This window comes from Methylotuvimicrobium buryatense (assembly GCF_005931095.1).
In the GTDB taxonomy this organism is placed as follows: domain Bacteria; phylum Pseudomonadota; class Gammaproteobacteria; order Methylococcales; family Methylomonadaceae; genus Methylotuvimicrobium; species Methylotuvimicrobium buryatense.
In genome coordinates, this window is sequence record NZ_CP035467.1 from 4117715 (window position 1) to 4136686 (window position 18972).

Here is an 18972-nt window from a genome sequence, read left to right on the forward strand (position 1 = left end):
AAAGGGGGGATTGAGGAGGGATTATTTCAATAATCGCCCCTAGCCTATTTTTTCTAAGTGGGAGACAATATTTACTATTTTCCTAGGATGTATATTGTTATTTAAATGAACAACCAGACCAAAACACTTTTGTTAGTCCTAGGAATGCATCGTAGCGGTACGAGTGCAGTAACACGCGGATTAATGGCCTTAGGCGTTGATTTAGGAAATCAACTCATGCCACCGAACTTTGCCAACCCCAAAGGTTATTTTGAGGATGTCGATTTTGTTGATATTAATGACCAATTACTAAAATCAATAAAAGCAAATTATTTCTCGCAATCGTTGATTCATCAGCTTGACCCACTCAGTATTGATGCGGCTATGACAACAGAAGCAGAAAACTTACTGAACAGCAAAATAGCGCCGAATTCTATACTCGCGATTAAAGACCCTCGACTCTGTCGTTTACTCTGGTTCTGGATACCGCTATTCGAAAAAATGGATGTATGCGTTAAAGTAGTAATCACTTCGCGCAACCCGCTCAGTATTGCACAATCGCTATTCGCTCGTGATGGATTAGATACTAAAGAATCATTGTTACTATGGCATCAACACCTCATTGCCGCCGTAAATGCAACGCATCGCTTCCCGCGAGTGTTTGTTGATTATGACTTATTGATGGCTAATCCCAAAATTCAATTACAACGAATAGCCCAGCAATTAGCGTTAACCAGCCCAGCAAATATTGAACAAGGCATCGAAACCTATATCACTGACTTTTTATCGGACAACCTGCGTCACACACAATATAGTGTTACGGAATTTGAACAATCGGACGATGTCACGGCCGATTATAGAGAAACCTATCGTTTACTTAATGCAGCCTGTCGCGATGAGAGCTCAAACAATGACCAAACCTTTACCCGTGCATGGCAAGATTTAAACCAGCGTTTATATAATCTACAGCCTGCGTTGCATGTAATCGATCAATTCAAGCAAAATACGCGTAGCACCTATCCACCTGATACATTAAATGCTCAGATTTTCGTCAAACAAAAAACTACTTCAGGAGAAGAGCTTGATATTAGTGAAGCGACTTCATCACGGACGCATTATTTATTGAATGGTAAGGTGCAGCGCATTCGCGCCTTGATACCTAACACCTATCAACTCTTAACATTACGCCTCGATATCAGCAATGCTCCATGCGTCATCTTATTACACAAGCTAGACATCTATTTAGCCGATGGAAAATTATTGTGGTCATGGCAGCATGATAGTGAAATATTTACAGAAAAAGCCGAAGTCACGGTACTCCCCGATCATGCGAACCAACAAGGCTGTACGGTAATTTGTTGGGGCCATGATCCACGTTTCAAATTAAATCTTGCACAAAACTTACTAGCGCAAGTTATACCGGAAAGCTTTTTAGACATCACCTTAACGCCAATCAATCTGCTGGAATATATGGCGACACAAGGGCCATCACTAGGGTCATTGCTAGAAATCGCCGCATCCAAAATGGATGGGCAACTGAGTAAAGATGTGAGTACTACTGCTTCATTCTATGGGACAAGTTTAGCGCGCATGGCAAACCAGTCTGCCGCACTGGAAGAAATAGCGATATTATTGAACGAGACATTGCAAAACCGAGACAGGAAACTTAAGCAATTGCAACAGCAATTAAGCGAACAAGACAATCGACAGCAGCAACTAGCTCAACAATTGATACGTGCCGAAGCGCAAATAGAATTACTTAAAGACTTGCTGATCTAACGAATAAGGTTAGCAAAAATAATTTGTACCCGACCCCAGTTATTTTTGTGATTCATCACGAATCCAAAAAACAGGGGACGGGCAATATATCCAACAAAACCGCTTGATTTTTTACCAACGCTGGCATCAACACCTTAGGCCAGATGATCAGCGCTATTATCAAAAAGATGGGTTGATCCCAGTTGACATTCAGCGAGATCAAAAAACAACCCAAAAATCAGTACTATTAAAGTACGCGTAACCCAAGAACACAAACTGGAACAAAAAAAGAGCGAAACCACTATGACAGAACCAGGCCTTACAATATTGCAGCAAGCTAATAGAGCGCTTAGAACTAAAGATTATAGTTTAGCAATTGAGCTTTATAAGAAACTCATAAACCAAGAGACTAGCTTGAAATCTATGGTGGAGTTTAACTTGAACATGGCTAAAAGGCTTGCTTCAAATGAGATAATTGTTGCACATGACAAAAGTGAAGAAATAGTTCAAGTTATAACTCCAACTAAATTTCAAAACAAACATACTACCTTTACAGGTGACATCAGTTTTAAACTAAACCCATTTTCAGAAAAAATACATTCAAATTTTAAAGCCATTGAACAAGAATTTATTGATCTTAGCTTATTTGATCCAGATTTTTATTTGCAACAAAATTCGGACGTAAAAAATTCTAAGATGGATCCATTTTGGCATTTTATAAATTTTGGATATGCAGAGCATAGAAATCCAACTCAGAATCTAAAGCTTGAATATTTGGAACGAAAGTACTTCTTGCCTTATTGCTATGGTATAAACGTTATTGAGTACCTTTATAACATAAAGCTAAATGCACATGATATTCGAGGATACCAATTTGACATAGAAAGTCTTGGCTATAAACCAGACAATAGCACATCAGTACTTTTCTTTATCGAAAATGCCGAAAATGAACAAGATAAGATTGAACTTATTGAAACAATACATTCAATATACAGAAATAAAGGATTTCATGTCAGGGTCATTTTTTTATATGCTGGTGAGCTTTTAACATACTTTGAAGAACTATGCGATGTATTAGTTTTAAATGATGAAAATTATTGTATAAACCTATCAAACGCAACACATATTGAATTTATTAAAGCCTTTTGTGGCGGTGATATAAAAACCGTTTTCATTTATAAAAAAAGCCTTGCCTTCCTTAAAGCAATTGAAAGCTTAGGTGACTTTAAAACAGCATTAAAACTTAATAATGCAGCTGATATTAAAGATCTTAAGGAAGATGAGCTGAGTTTCTTTGATTTTATAATCAAACCTCTGTCGCTTAAATTACCTGAAAATAAGATAGCTAACAAGTTAGTTTTAAATCAGATAAAAAGAGTCAGCCCAGCTAACATAAATAAAAACACATTAAGCATATTAGATAATATTTTAGACGCCTATATCCATCAAGATTCTTATGAGACTTATGTTATTAATAACTCATTTAACAATAAAAAGCAGCTTATTGCTGAGAAAATATGCACTATAGATACAGTTATAGATGCAAAAAATAGGCTAGATTTTTTTGAACATAGAATTAAAGATAAGTCTATAATTTCATTTGATATTTTTGATACTTTAATTCAAAGATCATATCTACATCCTTCTGCAATATTTAGTCGAGTTGAGCAAAGATTAAAGACCGAATACAAAAAAGACTTCAATTACAAACAATTCAGGATTGAAGCTGAACTAGCTGCCAGAAAGGACACGGATAAACAAGAGATTACCCTTGAAGATATTTACCAAAAAATATCAGAGCTATTTGATATAGATGCCAATTTGTTAGATGTTTTCAAAAGACTCGAGATAGAAGAAGAATTGGAGGGCGTAAGCCAGAAAATTTTTGGTATACGTTTGCTGGAGCTTGCGAAAAAACAAAACAAAAAAATTGTTTTTCTTAGCGACATGTATCTGTCTAAAAGTAGCGTCAAAAAATTACTAAAAAAGGCCGAAATTGACTTGTCTGGTATAGATATATACATTTCATCAGAAATTCAAAAAACAAAACATCATGGCTCTTTATTTAATCACGTTTTAAAACTATACAATGTGACACCGCAAAAATGGATACACGTTGGCGATAACTTGCATAGTGACGTTACTATGGCAGAGAGAGCCGGTATGGATGCTTATTTAGTACCATCGGCTGTTAGTTTGTTCCACAAAAATAATCACCATCTAATTGACGAGTTTTCAAGTAATGATGCTGAACTAGCTTACGCTAGCGTATTCGGTCAGGTTGCACAAAAACATTACGCTGATTGCGATGCATCGCTGCTTAGGTCGGCTAGGTATTGTGGTGAAACTTATCGCTTAGGCTATGAAGCGCTTGGTCCTGTTTTCCTTGGCTTTTTGCATTCTTTATACAACACAGTTGTCCATCATCAATATGACAAAGTGTTCTTTATATCACGCGATGGCTTTTATCTTAAAGAAGTTTATGATCTTTTAAGGGGTAAATTTCCGAAGCTACCGGAGTCAGCTTATTTTTTTTCTTCGCGTCTTTTATCTTATTCAGCCAGTCTAGTAGATATTGATTCTATTCTGACTGTGGCAAATAAGGATTACTTTCCTACCACGCTGAGACACTTATTAACGTATCGATTTGGCTTTACCCAAGAGAAGCTTGATCAATGTGAAACTATGCTTAGTCAATCAGCTTTCACAACATACGACGATGCCGTTATACAACATAAAAATCATCATCATTATATTGATTTCGTTCGAACCGTATCAGCAAATATAATAGAAATTAATAAGTCCAAGTCTCAATCATTTAAAGCTTATATTGAAAAATCAGGTATGACAAATAAATCTGCAATCGTGGATATAGGTTATGCCGGCTCACTTCAACCTACTCTTAAAAAAATAGCCAATATATCTGTAGAAGGCATTTACTTTATTGTTAATAAAAAAATAAATGAAATTTCAAAATTAGGCTTGAAATATCATACATACATAGCAAGTGATCATCCGATTAATTCAGATTTTTTCAATAACGTACAATTATTTGAGTTGTTTTTTTCAGCAACGCACCCTTCGGTAATTAGTATTCAAAAAGAATTACAGCCGACTTACGATAAAGTATCGTTTGATTCCGAATCAAATTATCATTTGTCTAAGTTACGTCATGGCGCAATAAACTTTATTAACGATTATTTGAGTCAGCACAAAAATCTATTTGTGGCATTAAACCAGTATGATGCGAGTTTAATGATGAAAAATATTTTAGCATTCTTTAATGATCCTGATGAGTTAGACTGTAACAACTTTACAAACATAATATTTGAAGATAATTTTGGTGCAAATAAATACCCGCTAATAACAAACAACAGAAACATTTTAGAGTGGGATGACTTTAAAATTCAACAGCATGGTTATTGGGCTTCTGCATCTCGTAAATTAACCAAACTGAACATAGCGTTAACCCCTAAAGAAGCGAATTCTGATAAGTTTGCAGATCGTATTATTGAAGGGCAAACAATGCCTGCTTATAGACTGTTGGAGTCTAAAAAAACGGACGTGCAGTACACAGCAAAGCATTTTCACTTTGTATTTAAAATTGCACATGAGAGGATAAAGCGAACAATCGACAATTTATTTGAACAAGTCTATCCCTATTGGACTGCTACATTTATTATAAGCAAAGCAATATCCATTCAAGAAATATCAGAAACGCTAGGCTTTGCTTATCAGAGAATTCAGTTTGCGCAAAATATCGAGCCCAAACAATTGGTAAACAGCATAGCAACCGATCATTTTATTTTGGTCGAAGAGGAGCTGACGCTCGAGCCGGACCTGCTCTTCCATGTTGCAAATGAACTCAATAACCAAGCGCATGTATTAATCTATACAGATAATGACTACAAAAGTAAAAAGAAACGCCAGCTTCCTGAATTTAAGCCCGACTTTTCGCCCGAATTACTATTATCGCAGCCTTATTATCTTGGTTCACTAGTGTATGCAAATAGATCACTGATAACAAATGGCAGTTTTGAGTGTGAGTCTTTAATCGATGCATTGGCTTTTACAGCAGCTTACCAGAATAAACCGGTCGGGCACTTGGCCCAAATCTTGTACCATAGTGAGCAGTTACATGCTATACAAATTGATCATAGCGCACTGATAAACGATTACTTGACAAAACTTGAACTACACTTTGATAAAGTTTTTGTCCAGTTAATTCAAAATGAAAGAAAGGTATACTCGATTCAATTTCCTGATGTTGGTCCAGAAATCGCTATCATTATTCCAACTAAAAATAAGTTTGATGTTCTTAAAGTAGCTTTAGATTCAGTTGAACAGACAACATATAAAAATTACAAAGTTTATATCATAAACAACGAAAGCACCGACCTGGATATACTTGAATATTTCAAGACTACAAAACACACCATCTTACCCATTGCATCACCAAATGGTCATTTTAGTTATTCATATATCAATAACGAAGCAGCAAAATTTGTCAAAGAAGACTATGTTTTATTTTTAAATAATGATGTAAAAGTCATTACAGCAGAATGGTTAAGCCAAATGGCAGGCTTGGTTCAAATAAAAGGCATCGGTTCTGTTGGTGCACGTTTATATTACGGCAATGGAAAACTGCAACATGTTGGTATTATTAATCAAGTTTCGGCTTATGGCTTGCCCGCCCCAGCGTTAAAACTGATAGAAGGTGACGATAATGGCTATTTAAATTATGCCAAATCCATTAAAAATTTTTCTGCAATGACCGCAGCTTGCATGCTAACTCCCAAAAAACTATTTTTAGATATGGGTGGGTTTGACGATATTGATTTTTCAGTAGCTTATAATGACTGTGATTACGGTTTTCGTTTAACTCAAGCGGGCTATCGAAACGTCGTCGCACCCAATGCAGAGTTATTTCACTATGAAGGCGTGACAAGAGGCATCGGCGTTGGCAACGATAAACCATCGGAAGAGGCCGCATTTATCCGCAAATATAAAAGCTGGCGCGATCCATTTTATAACCCAAACCTAACTGATGAAGGGATGGATTTTTCGGTTAGTTCACGAGCGCTTCAGGTCTTGCCAAATCAAAAGTTCAGATGTTTATTTGTAACGCATAATCTCAAGTATGAAGGCGCGCCTTTAATTATGTATGAAATAGCAAAAGGATTAAAAAAACAAGGTAACATAGAGCCGATTGTATTATCACCTTCTGATGGCAATTTAAGAGAAGCCTATGAAACCGAAGGTATTGAGGTTGAGGTATTAGATACCAATATTATGACTCTTTTCTCGGCAAAGAATGAACGAAGCTATCAAGAAGCCTTAACGACTGTGAATCGCCATATTGGCCGATTGAATGTGAATGTAGTAATCGCAAATACCATTTTATGTCATTGGGCAATTGAGTCCGCCTATGCACTCGGTTTGCCATCCAATTGGGTGATACACGAAAGCGAACCGCCATTTGAACATTTACGTGAACACAGTAAGTTAGTTGAATCGCATGGAAAAAAAGCCATCAATTATCCTTATCGTGTCATTTTTGTAGCCAATGCTACTAAGGCATTGTTCCAACCTTACAATCGAAGAAATAATTTTATGACTATCTATAATGGCTTTGACTCTGAACGGATGAAAGTGAATATGACAAAAGATGCACGGGAGGCTGCTAGAAGCGAATTAAATATCGAAGATAAATTTGTATTCATTTGTCCTGGTATTGTGTCAAAACGTAAAGCACAGATTGATGCATTAAAAGCTTATGAAAAATTACCTGACGATATAAAAAAGAAAACGGTTATTTTAATTGTCGGAGATCGTGAGTCTCATTACAGTAAACAATTACATAAGTACCATCAAAGTATGCCAAAAGCCTATCTAAATAATATTAAGGTTATTAAAGAGACCAAAGATATCGGAAAATACTATAATGCTTCCGATGCGTTTTTGTTTACAAGCCATTTAGAAAGCTTTCCAAAAGTTATTCAAGAAGCTATGTATTTAGGATTGCCTATCGTATCAACGAATACATATGGTATAGCTGAGCAAGTACATCATAATAGTAGTGCTTTGCTTTTTGATGTAGGGAACTTAACTAGCCTAGCAAACAATATCGTACAAATTGTTAACAACACGGCTCTTAGAGAAAAACTAAAGGAAAACGCTTATGCTGCATTGGATAAGCTGCCTTCATATGAAGAAATGATTCATAGTTACACATGCATATTACAAAACAGTTTTACGTTATCGTGTAGCCCCCATCACTAAAAAAGTAGCAACTCACGTTAAAACATGAAAAGCTATAGGACATGACGTTGAGCGACCGAGACCTTAGCCAAATGGACACGGACTATCTGGATGATTTGCCGGAGGGTGAGTTGCGTCCATTGAGTAAGCAACTGTTGGCGGATCTCAAAGAAGCCCGAGAACGACTCAAACAATCCCCGGATACGAGTTCGCGTCCGCCGTCATCCCGGGAGCCTTGGCAATCGAATCAATCCAGCGCCGAACCGTCGGAAGAAGCGCCGGCAACGGACGACTTGTCGGCACTGGATTCGTCTGAGTCTTCGTCAGATGACTTACCTAGCCAGGACTCGGCAACACCTCCGGCGGCGACCGGTGATAGCGGAAAGCCTAAAAAAGCCGGGCGCCAAGTCGGTAGCCCAGGCTATAGCCGCAACCTGACCTTACCGGTGACACGGACAATTGAGCATCGCCCGGATTGCTGCGCCGCGTGTGGGCAATCGTTTGCCGACAACACCGACTATCGACCCTGGAACGCCCGGTTCGAACTGGAGCTTGAAGTCGGCAACGCCGAATCGCCGAAATTACAAATCGAACATAGCCGACATGACTACTTCTCGGCGACCTGTCCCTGCGGTCATCAAACCCTTGCCGAGCCCGGGCGAGGCGCCGACGAAGACGGCTGGAGCGTAGCCCTGAGCGAATGGCATCTGTGCGGCCCCCGGCTGGTCAGTTTTCTGGTCTATCTCTCATTGTCCCTACGGGCATCGCGCCGCAGAATCCAAGCCTATTTGCGCGATTGGCTGGGAATCTACCTCAGCACCAGCACCATTAATCAATGCATTCATGAAGCGGGACGTGCCGTTGCGCCGGTCGTCGACGAGCAGTTGATCGCGGAACTCAAGGCCGCCGGCCTCTTACATATCGATGAAACACCCTGGAAAGAAGCCGGGCAGTTATTTTGGCTCTGGGTCTTTGTCAGCGCACAGACGGTGATTTATCAAGTGGGCAAACGCCATCGTCTCGTCGTGAACCAGCTCTTAGGGGAAGCGTTTTGCGGCTTACTGATGACCGACGGCTACAGCGTCTATCGCATCTTTCCTAGGCGCTTGCGCTGTTGGGCGCACTTGGTGCGCAAGGCCCGAGCACTGTATCAGTGCCTGGATAGCGAAGGACAAGCTTTCGGCGAAGCCTTGTTATTGGCCATGATCCTGTTGATGCGCAACATCCACCGACTCCGCGAATCGCCGCCGGATGCCGAATCCTTATGGGCGCAGAATCAACAGTTGCTGACCTTGCTGCGCTCGCTCTGCGAGACGCACCGAGACATCGCGCATGTTGACAGCCGACAATTAGCCGGCGAATTTCTCAACGATTGGGAGGCCATCGTGCGCGTGGTCGAAACGCCGGCGCATCCATTGACCAACAACGTCGCGGAACGCAGTTTGCGGCACTGGGTATTGCTGCGCAAAATCACCTTCGGTTCGCGGACGGCACAAGGCAGCCGCGTGGTCGCCTTGCTGGCGAGCGTGATTGATACCGCGCGTTTGAGAGACCTGAATCCTTGGGAGTTTATTGCTCAAACACTGGCCGAACGCCGTAAAAACCTACCCGTCCCTCGTTTGCCTATTCTGGTTTTGGCGTGATAGGAACAGGGAGGGGGCTAAACGATTACAGTTTTACTGTGTAGATGGGATAATTATGTTTTTTATAGAAAAAATTAAAGATGCAGGTCTTGACTACTGGATCGATCAGCCAAATGAGGTCTTATCACAAATAAATGAAATAAAAGGGTGGATTGCAATAAAGCATAACCAACGAGCATTCTTGATCATGAAATCTAATGACTCAGATTATATATTGCCATTAAATATCGTGAGAAATGATGTAGTAGCATTTCTGAAAAATAAGGAAATTGAAACTCATCAGCTTTGTGGTTTTGAATACAAAATTAACTCAGTAGATGAAATTCAACTTTGTATTGAGAATGAAATTGGTGAAAAAACTGTTCTGGCTAGGCTTTATAAGTCCGCAAAAAGTTTTTCTAAAACACAAAAATCTTTTGAGAAAGATACTTATCCATTTTTTTCAGTGAAAAATCTTTCAGTGTTTACACAAACCAAAAGCCTTTCAGAGCTATTGCTAACGCATGATTATGATAAATCATTAGAAAAAATAAAATCGCTTGTTGAGTCAAATGAAATTTTGAAACTACAACATCCTATTTATTGTGATATTGAAACCTATGCGGTTGTAAGTGAAAGGTACTCAGTATGTAATTTCATACTCTATAAAAGTACATGTGGAAAATATGATTGGATTTTAGTTCAGGTTGAAAATTTTGTAGATGCAATGCTGTTTCCTGATCTTGCATTTTTTGTTTTCTCAGAAACGGTTATTGATCAAGTTCTGAACTCCTTCCAAAAGGTGTATTGCAATGATTTTTTATCCAAATTTAATTATAAATCTAATAGTTTAACTAGTCGATTTTTTCTTGGCCACCCGAGACCTTTTCATTTTATTTATGATCAATATTTTAACTTCTGGAAGTGTTCAGATAAGACGAAAAAAAATTGTAAGTTTTATGCGGATTCCTTTTTTCTACCAAGTGATAACAAGTCTTCTTCAAAAGACTATGAGGAGAGCCATATTTATTACGCCTTAAATAATGTCGGTCTCAATTTTAAGATTAGACATAATGGTATCATGCCAGAAAAGCACCTTGCAGATTTTGAGAATTATTTATTCGACTCCGCTCGTGATAGTACAATTTCCATGAAATCTACCGAAAAAACACTAAAGATTTGGATTGGAATAACAGGTCAAAAAAGAGCTTGGAAAGAGCAGATTGAAGGCTATGTTAAAATCCTGAATAATCTTTCGCAATACTTTGAAACGGTTGAAGTTCTCATAGATGGCTGGACAGCTGTTAATAAAGCACTTGCCAATGATACAGATGATTTACTTGTAGTACATACTATTAGTAGTCGGTTAAAAAATAACATTTCAACAATCAATTTAGTTGGGTTTGATTACGAAGAAAAAATTCAACATGCACATGGTTGTGACGTTTTTATCGCTAATGCGGGCTCTGGTGCAATAGTACCTTTGCGTATTGCAAAACTCGATGGCGCCCTTCATTCAAATCCAGCGCTTGTAACTTTTCCTTACAGACCATCAGATACAACCTATTCAAAAGTCAAAACTTTTTTGAATAATGGCGAAGATGGTTTGGGCATGAATGCAGACTATAGTGTTGACTGGAAAGAAATTTATAACCATATAGCAGCGGTACTCAGTGAGAAAAAAAATAAGTCTATCCCTATGATTGATCTAGATTTAAATGACATGCTTGAAAATGTAGTTAGCTGCACAAGTAATCCTAATGAAAAAAACATTGAAACTTTAGAAAAAATAAGACAATTATATGATGCAAGCCTATATTTTGACTGTTATCTTGCTTGTTTGTATTTTCTAAAAAATAATCCTGGGAATAAGGAAGCTAGTTGTTATTTATTTAACTCAAGGGTGCGTACTGAGCCGGCTTATTCAAGCTACATAACTAAATGTTTACAAACTGGATTTTTTTCAAAATCGATAAAAGGGCTGCTATTTAATGAATTATAAAGCTTGCAAGGTACTTGACTGCACCCTCCGCGATGGTGGCTACTACAACGACTGGGATTTTGAGCCCGAACTCGTACAAGACTATTTGCTAGCGATGGATGCGCTACAAATCGATTTTGTTGAGATCGGTTTTCGCAGTGTAAACAATAATGGCTTTAAAGGCGCTTGTGCCTATAGCACTGATGCCTTTTTAAAACGTCTCTCTATTCCACCGGGCTTAGCGAATAAAATCGGCGTGATGATTAACGGTTCTGAAATCGCTGACCCGAGTACCCAAACCGCTTGCTTAGAACAATTGTTTAGCCCTCAAGCCGATTCTCCTGTTACGTTGGTGCGCATTGCCTGCCATGTGCATGAGTTTATCGCCTGTTTACCGGCCGCGACTTGGTTAAAGCAACAAGGCTATTTAGTCGGCTTTAACCTGATGCAAGTGGCGGATCGTACCCCAGCGGACATTACCCAACTCGCTCAAGCAGCTAGCGATTACCCAATTGATGCCTTGTATTTCGCCGATTCGATGGGTAGTTTAAATCCGCAACAGGTCAGCGACATTATTTATGCCTTTCAAAAAGGTTGGCAGGGTGCACTCGGCATTCATACCCATGACAATATGGGGCAAGCGATTGCCAATAGCCTGCAAGCGGTGAAAGCCGGTGTCACCTGGGTCGATAGTACTGTCACCGGTATGGGTCGCGGGCCAGGAAATGCGCAAACCGAATACCTGATTCTTGCGCTAGCCGACTATCGTCAACAGCAAGGCAACCCCACCAAACTGTTTGAACTGATCCGCAAACACTTTAAACCCATGCAAAACCGCTATGGCTGGGGCACCAATCCGTTTTACTACCTGGCTGGGCAATACGGCATTCACCCAAGCTATATTCAAGAAATGTTGCAAGACAGTCGTTACAGCGAAGAAGATATTCTCGCTGTAATCGATCACCTAAAAATCGAAGGCGGTAAAAAATTCAGCCTCGACACCCTAGAAGGCGCCCGCCATTTTTATGCCGGCGAACCGCGTGGCACTTGGCAACCCAGCAATTTGCTCAAAGATAAAACTGTCTTAATTCTTGGAACTGGCCCGGGTGTGAAAAAATACCAAGCCGCGATTGAGAGTTTTATAGAACAAACCCAACCCTATGTGATTGCGCTTAATACCCAATCCAATATTCGTCAAGATCTGATTGATGCCCGTGCTGCTTGTCACCCAGTGCGTTTACTTGCGGATTGCCATGAACACTTAAAACTGCCCCAGCCGTTAATCACACCGGCCTCCATGTTGCCAGCGGATGTGAAAAACGAATTGACGAATAAAGAACTCTTGGATTTTGGGATAGCCATTACCAGCAAAGGTTTTAATTTCCATTCAACCTACTGCGAACTTCCCACCTCACTGGTTATCGCTTATGCACTAGCGATTGCGAGCAGTGGGCAAGCTAAGCAAATAACCTTAGCAGGATTTGATGGTTATCCAAATGGTGACCCGCGCAATCAAGAAATGATTGAGTTGTTTAAAAAATATCAACAATCTCTGAATGCAGTAAAACTCTATTCCATAACGCCAACAAATTATCAACTCCCCACCAAATCAATTTTTGGAGCGATCAATTGAGCACAAATTTACTACAAGACTTTAAAAAAAAAATAAGTCACCAGGCCTGCTTGGGTATTTTTAGTAAAACCACGGATAGCAATCTAGTTGAAGCGGCAGGTTATAGCGGCTTAGATTTTATTATCCTTGACCAAGAACACGGTACGGTAACCTTAGAAACCCTTAATAATCATGTTAGAGCAGCCAAAATCTCAAATTTATTTCCGATTATTCGCGTTAAAGGCGTCGATGCACACGCGATTGGCGCGGCATTAGATACTGGAGCGTTGGGCGTTCAAATTCCTAATATTGCGACCGCAGAACAAGCTAAAGCGGCTGTTCAAGCCGCACGCTTTTATCCAAAAGGCATGCGTGGTGTATGTCGTTTTGTAAATGCCGCACAATTTGGTACTCAGCCTAAAGACCAATATTTTGATCAAGCTAATCAATCCGTAGTGATACTCCAAGTTGAAGGCGTAGAAGGCATTCAAAACCTTGATGCCATTCTTGAAGTACCAGGCTTTGATATCCTATTTATCGGGCCTTATGACCTATCGCAATCGATAGGCAAGCCGGGGCAAGTGGATTCACCTGAGGTTTTAAGCCTGATGCAGCAGATAGCGGCTAAAGCCAAGGCTAAGGGGATTTTATTGGGTGCATTTTCTGACACAATCGTGCGCAATCAGTCGCTTAAAAATGAAGGCTTTAACTACATTGCTCATTCAGTTGATCTGAATATTTTTTCTATTGCATTATCTCAAATTATTAAAAAGGATTAAAAAATGTATACAGCAATAATTCCTGTTAGAAAAGGTAGCCGACGTTTGCCTGGAAAAAATACAGCACCTTTCGCTGATTCAAACCTATTAATATATAAAATTCAACAGTTAAAAAAAGTACCTCAAATTACAAAAATAGTGGTGACGTCTGATTGTCATGATATGTTGGTAATGGGTAAGGCCCAAGGTGTTGATATACATAAACGTTCGATTGAATACTGTGACGAAAAAACCAAATCATTTGGTGAAGTAGTTGCACATGTTGCTGAAAGTGTAGAAGGCGAAAATATTATCTGGGCAACTTGTACTTCACCACTTGTCGAACCAAAACATTATGAGGACGCAATTGCAAGGTATGAAATTGAAATAAAGAATGGATATGACTCTTTGATGTCAGTTGAAGAGTTTAGAAGATATATATGGACTAAAACTGGTCCACTAAACTATGAACTAGGTATAAAACATGTACCGTCTCAAGAATTAGAACCTCTATATAGAGTTACAGATGGAATTCTGATATCTCCTCGTTTAAAGATGATTGAGTGGCAATATTTTCATGGTATAAATCCTTATATGTATGTAATGGATAAAAAATCGTCAGTTGATATTGATGATGTTTTTGATCTTGCGTGTGCAAAAGCTTGGTTAGATATTTGAATTTTTTCAATTTGTGTATTTAACTATGACAAAAAAAATTCTTATTGTAAGTGATGGTAAATTAGGACACGTCAATCAAATGCTCGGAATTGCATCGTGTTTGAAAAAGAAATACGGTATTGATTATGAAATTCAAACAATTAAAAATATGTATAGCACTATGCGGTCATTATATAAGAAAAATTCTTATTTTTGTATAATCGGTGCAGGGCATGCTACACATTTTATATTGATCATGTCGCGTTTATTTTTCAATCAAAAGATTGTATGTCTTATGAAACCAACCCTTCCATGTTTTTTATTTAACATGGTTATTGCACCTGCACATGATTCAATTGCTAGTAGTGATAATGTTATATTAACTAAAGGAGTTCCAAATAAAATAGTTTTTAAAGAAAAAAAATCATGTACTGGACTCTTACTTATAGGTGGTCCATCTAAAAGCAATGATTGGCCTGAAGATCTCATATTTAAACAAATTGATAATGTTATGCGTGATAAGACCGTGTCATGGAAGATACTTGATTCACCGAGAACACCTTTATCTACAAAAAAATACTTTCAAGAAAATTATAAATCAAACTACCATTCTGTAGATATTGTTTCATCAGATACCTTGCCAGATTTGCTTTCTGTTGCTGTAAAATGTTGGGTAACAGAAGATAGTGCATCAATGGTATATGAATCGCTTACAGCAGGTTGCAAAACTGGAATTTTATCGGTCAATGCATCAAAAAAAAATAAAGTAATAAGGGGAGTGGATGCTTTACATTCAGCAGGTATTGTAACACGGTACCCTGATTTAGGTTTTTCTAAATTAAAATTTGAACTTTTTGTTTTAAATGAAGCCGATCGCTGTGCTGATATTATTGCGAATAAATTTGTTTTTGGATTTTAAATCATTATTGGATATTTTTCTTGAATAAAATATATTATTACCAATGTTTAATTTTTGATTGCGATGGCGTAGTGCTGAACTCAAACAAAATCAAAACCCAAGCGTTTTACGAAGCCACTAAACATTTTGGTCACGAACCAGCAATGATCTTGGTTGATTACCATGTCGCCAACGGCGGCATTTCACGTTATGCCAAGTTTGAATACTTTATCACCCAAATCTTACAACAGCCGTTTGATGAAGCACTTAATAATGACTTGCTTGACCGCTTTGCGACAGCCGTTAAACAAGGCTTGATGAACTGCGAAATCGCCGAGGGGCTTGATCAACTCAAAGCACAAGTCCCCAACGCCAATTGGCTGATTGTTTCCGGTGGCGATCAACAAGAACTACGCGAAGTGTTTGCTGCACGCGATCTAGCCCAATACTTTGACGGCGGCATCTTCGGTAGTCCCGACACCAAAGACACCATACTCGCCAGAGAAATCGAAAACGGCAACATTATCCGACCTGCTTTATTTTTAGGTGACAGCAAATACGATTATCAAGCCGCTAAAACCGCTAAACTGGACTTCATTTTCCTAACCGAATGGACAGAAGTTAAAGACCATCAGGCTTGGTGTGCGGATCAGGGAATTATAGAAAAACAAAATCTTTCTTTTTTGTATGAGTGATATGGTGGCTTTGTCAATTTGAAAAACTCGTAACATGGACAACCAATGATTGCGTAGAGGGATAACTGGGGTCAGATACAAATTATTTAGGCAACAAAGCCCCCCCCTTAGTTTTTTGGACAAGGGAAAAATCATCTACGAATAAAAGACACAAGTTGAATCATGCTAAACTTGACCTCATGTTGTATTGTCTTTGTCCTAACTCATGAAAGAAAAGTACATCAATCTATTCACCGATTTTGGCTTTAAAAAAGCCTTTGGCGAAGAGGCAAGTAAAGAACATCTGATCAGCTTTCTGAACACCTTGTTGCCGGAACACCACCAAATTCACGAATTACAATTCTGTAATAACGAATATCAAGGCGCGACGGCGCTGGACCGCAAAGCCATCTTTGACCTGAATTGCGTCAGCGCGACCGGTGAATATTTTATTGTCGAGCTGCAAAAAGCCAAACAGAACTTCTTCAAAGACCGCAGCGTCTTTTATGCCACCTTCCCGATTCAACAGCAAGCCCAACGTGGCGACTGGGATTTTAGACTATCGGCTGTCTACACCATCGGCATCCTGGACTTTGTGTTTGATGATGAGGACAATGCCCAGCGCGATGAAGTCATCCATCGGGTGCAATTGAAAAACCAGCATCATCAGGTGTTTTACGACAAGCTGACCTTTATCTACTTGACCTTGCCCAACTTCAGGAAAACGGAAGACCAACTCGACACCCTGCAAGACAAATGGTTCTTTTTGTTCCGCCATTTGCATGAACTGGATGAAATCCCGCCGCGTTTGCGTGAAAAAGTCTTTTTGAGTTTGTTTGAAAAAGCCAGCATTGCACGCTTTCAACCCGAAGAGCGACAGGCGTATGAGTCCAGCCTGAAATATTATCGCGATTTAAAAAATGTGATTGATACCGCACGAGAAGAGGGGAGAGAAGAAGGTGAGCACATCGGCTACCAAAGAGCCCGAGCTGAAACTGTCCTGAAAATGCTAAATCATGGGATACCGGAAGCGGAGGTAGCAAAATTGATGGACTTAACGTTACAGGATGTTCAAACAATTAAAAAGAGCACTGTCCTTTCTAACTGTACCGGCAATGACGCGGATCGTCGTTGAACCTACCAAGGATCACTTTTGATTAGCTTTATTGTCCCGCTTCATAATCACCTTCAACAAACGCAAGAGATGCTTTCCAGCCTGCTGACTTCATTGCCCGTGGGTTTGGATTTTGAAGTAATTTTGGTAGATGATGCTTCCAAAGATGCAACGCCTAAATGGCTCAGTCGTTTGCGCCATCCCCGTATGCGAACGCTGATTAATTCACAAAATCTAGGTTACGCGGCAACGAACAATCGGGCTGTTGATGTAGCTTGCGGTGAAATCTTGTGTTTGTTAAATAATGATTTGATTTTTTCGCCCGGCTGGCTTGAACCGATGTTGCATTTGTTGCTGGATAGTGAAGTGAATATCGGGCTAGTGGGCAATGTTCAACGCCGAGTGGCGGATGGCGAGATTGATCATGCGGGGATAAAAATCAATCTCAAAGCGCAGTTTGAGCATATTCAGAGCACACCGACCGATACTTATTATGCTTTTTTGCCTTGGGTAACAGGGGCGTGCATGCTGTTGCGGCGTGACTTTTTTTTGTCTTTGGGCGGATTTGACACCCGCTATAATAATGGTTGCGAAGACATTGACTTGTGTTTTAAGGTGCGCGAGGCCGGGAAAGCAGTTGTTATAGCTTACGAGAGCGTTATTCGGCATCATGTGAGTTTGAGCAGGGGCGTCAATTCTCTACAGAATGAGCGTAATAGTTGTTTACTGTTTGCACGTTGGCGGGATGAAATCAAAAAGCTTTTAACACAAGCTTGGTTGACACAATTAACGACGGATGCAGCCGAACAGCCATGGCTGGATGGGGTTTTGGCTGAGAATTTTATCCGTACGCCGCATGCAGCAAGCTTGATGCTGGCGGAAAACCGACTGACTATACAGGATCAGCGCTGGGCTTTTTTGTTGAGACAAAAGACGGTTCATGAGGATTTGGAGAAGCGATTCGCTGTTTCGGGAGTGAGTCATGAGACTAACGGTGAATCTCGACTAACGGAACGCAAAGTTTGTTTGAGCTTTCGCAATTGCAAGGCAATGGGGAATTTCAATCTCTGCGGTCGTGTTTTGTCCACATTGCCGATGGAGACTTTAGACGTTGTAATTGATTGCAATGGGCTTCATTCAAAGCACTTTAAGGTAAAACGAGGCGTCTCTTTTAATCTAGGTATGGATCAACCGTTGGTCTTATCGTGTGAGAGCAACGTTTTTCAAGTCACATTTGATTTGCGCAAAGCCGATACCGCTTCATCGGTGTTACTCGATTATGTGGTGATAGACGGCTACAGGTTACAGCTATAGCCTTAACAACAAGGGCCAGATACACATTATTTAGGCAATAAAAGGACACCCACTTAACTAATCGCTCGCTTACTTTTTAATACACTGATTAATAACACTATTATAATTTGTTGCTTTTGGGCAAAATAACCAATTTAGCAACAATCAGCTTATTGCATATTAAAATTTTTGTAACTACTCAGCGTAATTTTTTCAAAAAATAAAAAATAATACTTGATACGTTTTGTCGCGAAAAACCGTAATTTTTCGCGATACATCGAAAGGCTTTAGACTTGCCATTTATAGCCTCTCTCGCATTCAAGAAAAGCCGGATAGCATTACAAGTACCCCCGACTGCTTATCCA

11 protein-coding genes are annotated in these 18972 nt (G+C 39.5%); all 11 read left to right on the forward strand.

Annotated elements, in window-relative coordinates; all coding sequences use genetic code 11:
• The first annotated feature begins 105 nt into the window (after positions 1-105).
• Positions 106-1758, forward strand: coding sequence for a sulfotransferase family protein (locus EQU24_RS18470; RefSeq protein WP_138767219.1), 1653 nt, complete (start codon positions 106-108; stop codon positions 1756-1758).
• A gap of 282 nt (positions 1759-2040) precedes the next feature.
• Positions 2041-8019: an HAD-IA family hydrolase gene (locus EQU24_RS18475; RefSeq protein ID WP_017842141.1), complete on the forward strand. Its 5979-nt coding sequence runs from the start codon at positions 2041-2043 to the stop codon at positions 8017-8019.
• A 41-nt stretch (positions 8020-8060) separates the two neighbouring features.
• Positions 8061-9641 (forward strand): IS66 family transposase, encoded by a 1581-nt coding sequence (tnpC, locus tag EQU24_RS18480; RefSeq protein WP_244310892.1) that lies wholly within the window; start codon positions 8061-8063, stop codon positions 9639-9641.
• 55 nt (positions 9642-9696) lie between these two features.
• On the forward strand, positions 9697-11622 hold the full coding sequence (locus EQU24_RS18485; protein ID WP_017842140.1) for a hypothetical protein: 1926 nt from the start codon (positions 9697-9699) through the stop codon (positions 11620-11622).
• Complete coding sequence (locus tag EQU24_RS18490) at positions 11612-13234, forward strand: aldolase catalytic domain-containing protein (RefSeq protein WP_017842139.1); 1623 nt, start codon at positions 11612-11614, stop codon at positions 13232-13234. Before EQU24_RS18485 ends, EQU24_RS18490 begins: the two co-directional genes overlap by 11 nt.
• Positions 13231-13992 carry an HpcH/HpaI aldolase family protein gene (locus EQU24_RS18495; protein ID WP_017842138.1) on the forward strand — a complete coding sequence of 254 codons (762 nt, stop codon included), beginning with the start codon at positions 13231-13233 and terminating at the stop codon, positions 13990-13992. The genes EQU24_RS18490 and EQU24_RS18495 overlap by 4 nt, the downstream gene beginning before the upstream one ends.
• A 3-nt stretch (positions 13993-13995) precedes the next feature.
• On the forward strand, positions 13996-14649 hold the full coding sequence (locus EQU24_RS18500; protein ID WP_017842137.1) for an acylneuraminate cytidylyltransferase family protein: 654 nt from the start codon (positions 13996-13998) through the stop codon (positions 14647-14649).
• Positions 14650-14674: 25 nt separating this feature from the next.
• On the forward strand, positions 14675-15547 hold the full coding sequence (locus tag EQU24_RS18505; RefSeq protein WP_017842136.1) for an ELM1/GtrOC1 family putative glycosyltransferase: 873 nt from the start codon (positions 14675-14677) through the stop codon (positions 15545-15547).
• Positions 15548-15567: 20 nt separating this feature from the next.
• On the forward strand, positions 15568-16221 hold the full coding sequence (locus tag EQU24_RS18510) for an HAD family hydrolase (protein WP_017842135.1): 654 nt from the start codon (positions 15568-15570) through the stop codon (positions 16219-16221).
• 205 nt (positions 16222-16426) lie between these two features.
• Positions 16427-17335: an Rpn family recombination-promoting nuclease/putative transposase gene (locus tag EQU24_RS18515; RefSeq protein ID WP_138767220.1), complete on the forward strand. Its 909-nt coding sequence runs from the start codon at positions 16427-16429 to the stop codon at positions 17333-17335.
• An 18-nt stretch (positions 17336-17353) separates the two neighbouring features.
• Complete coding sequence (locus EQU24_RS18520) at positions 17354-18628, forward strand: glycosyltransferase family 2 protein (protein ID WP_083877790.1); 1275 nt, start codon at positions 17354-17356, stop codon at positions 18626-18628.
• The last annotated feature ends 344 nt before the right edge of the window (positions 18629-18972 follow it).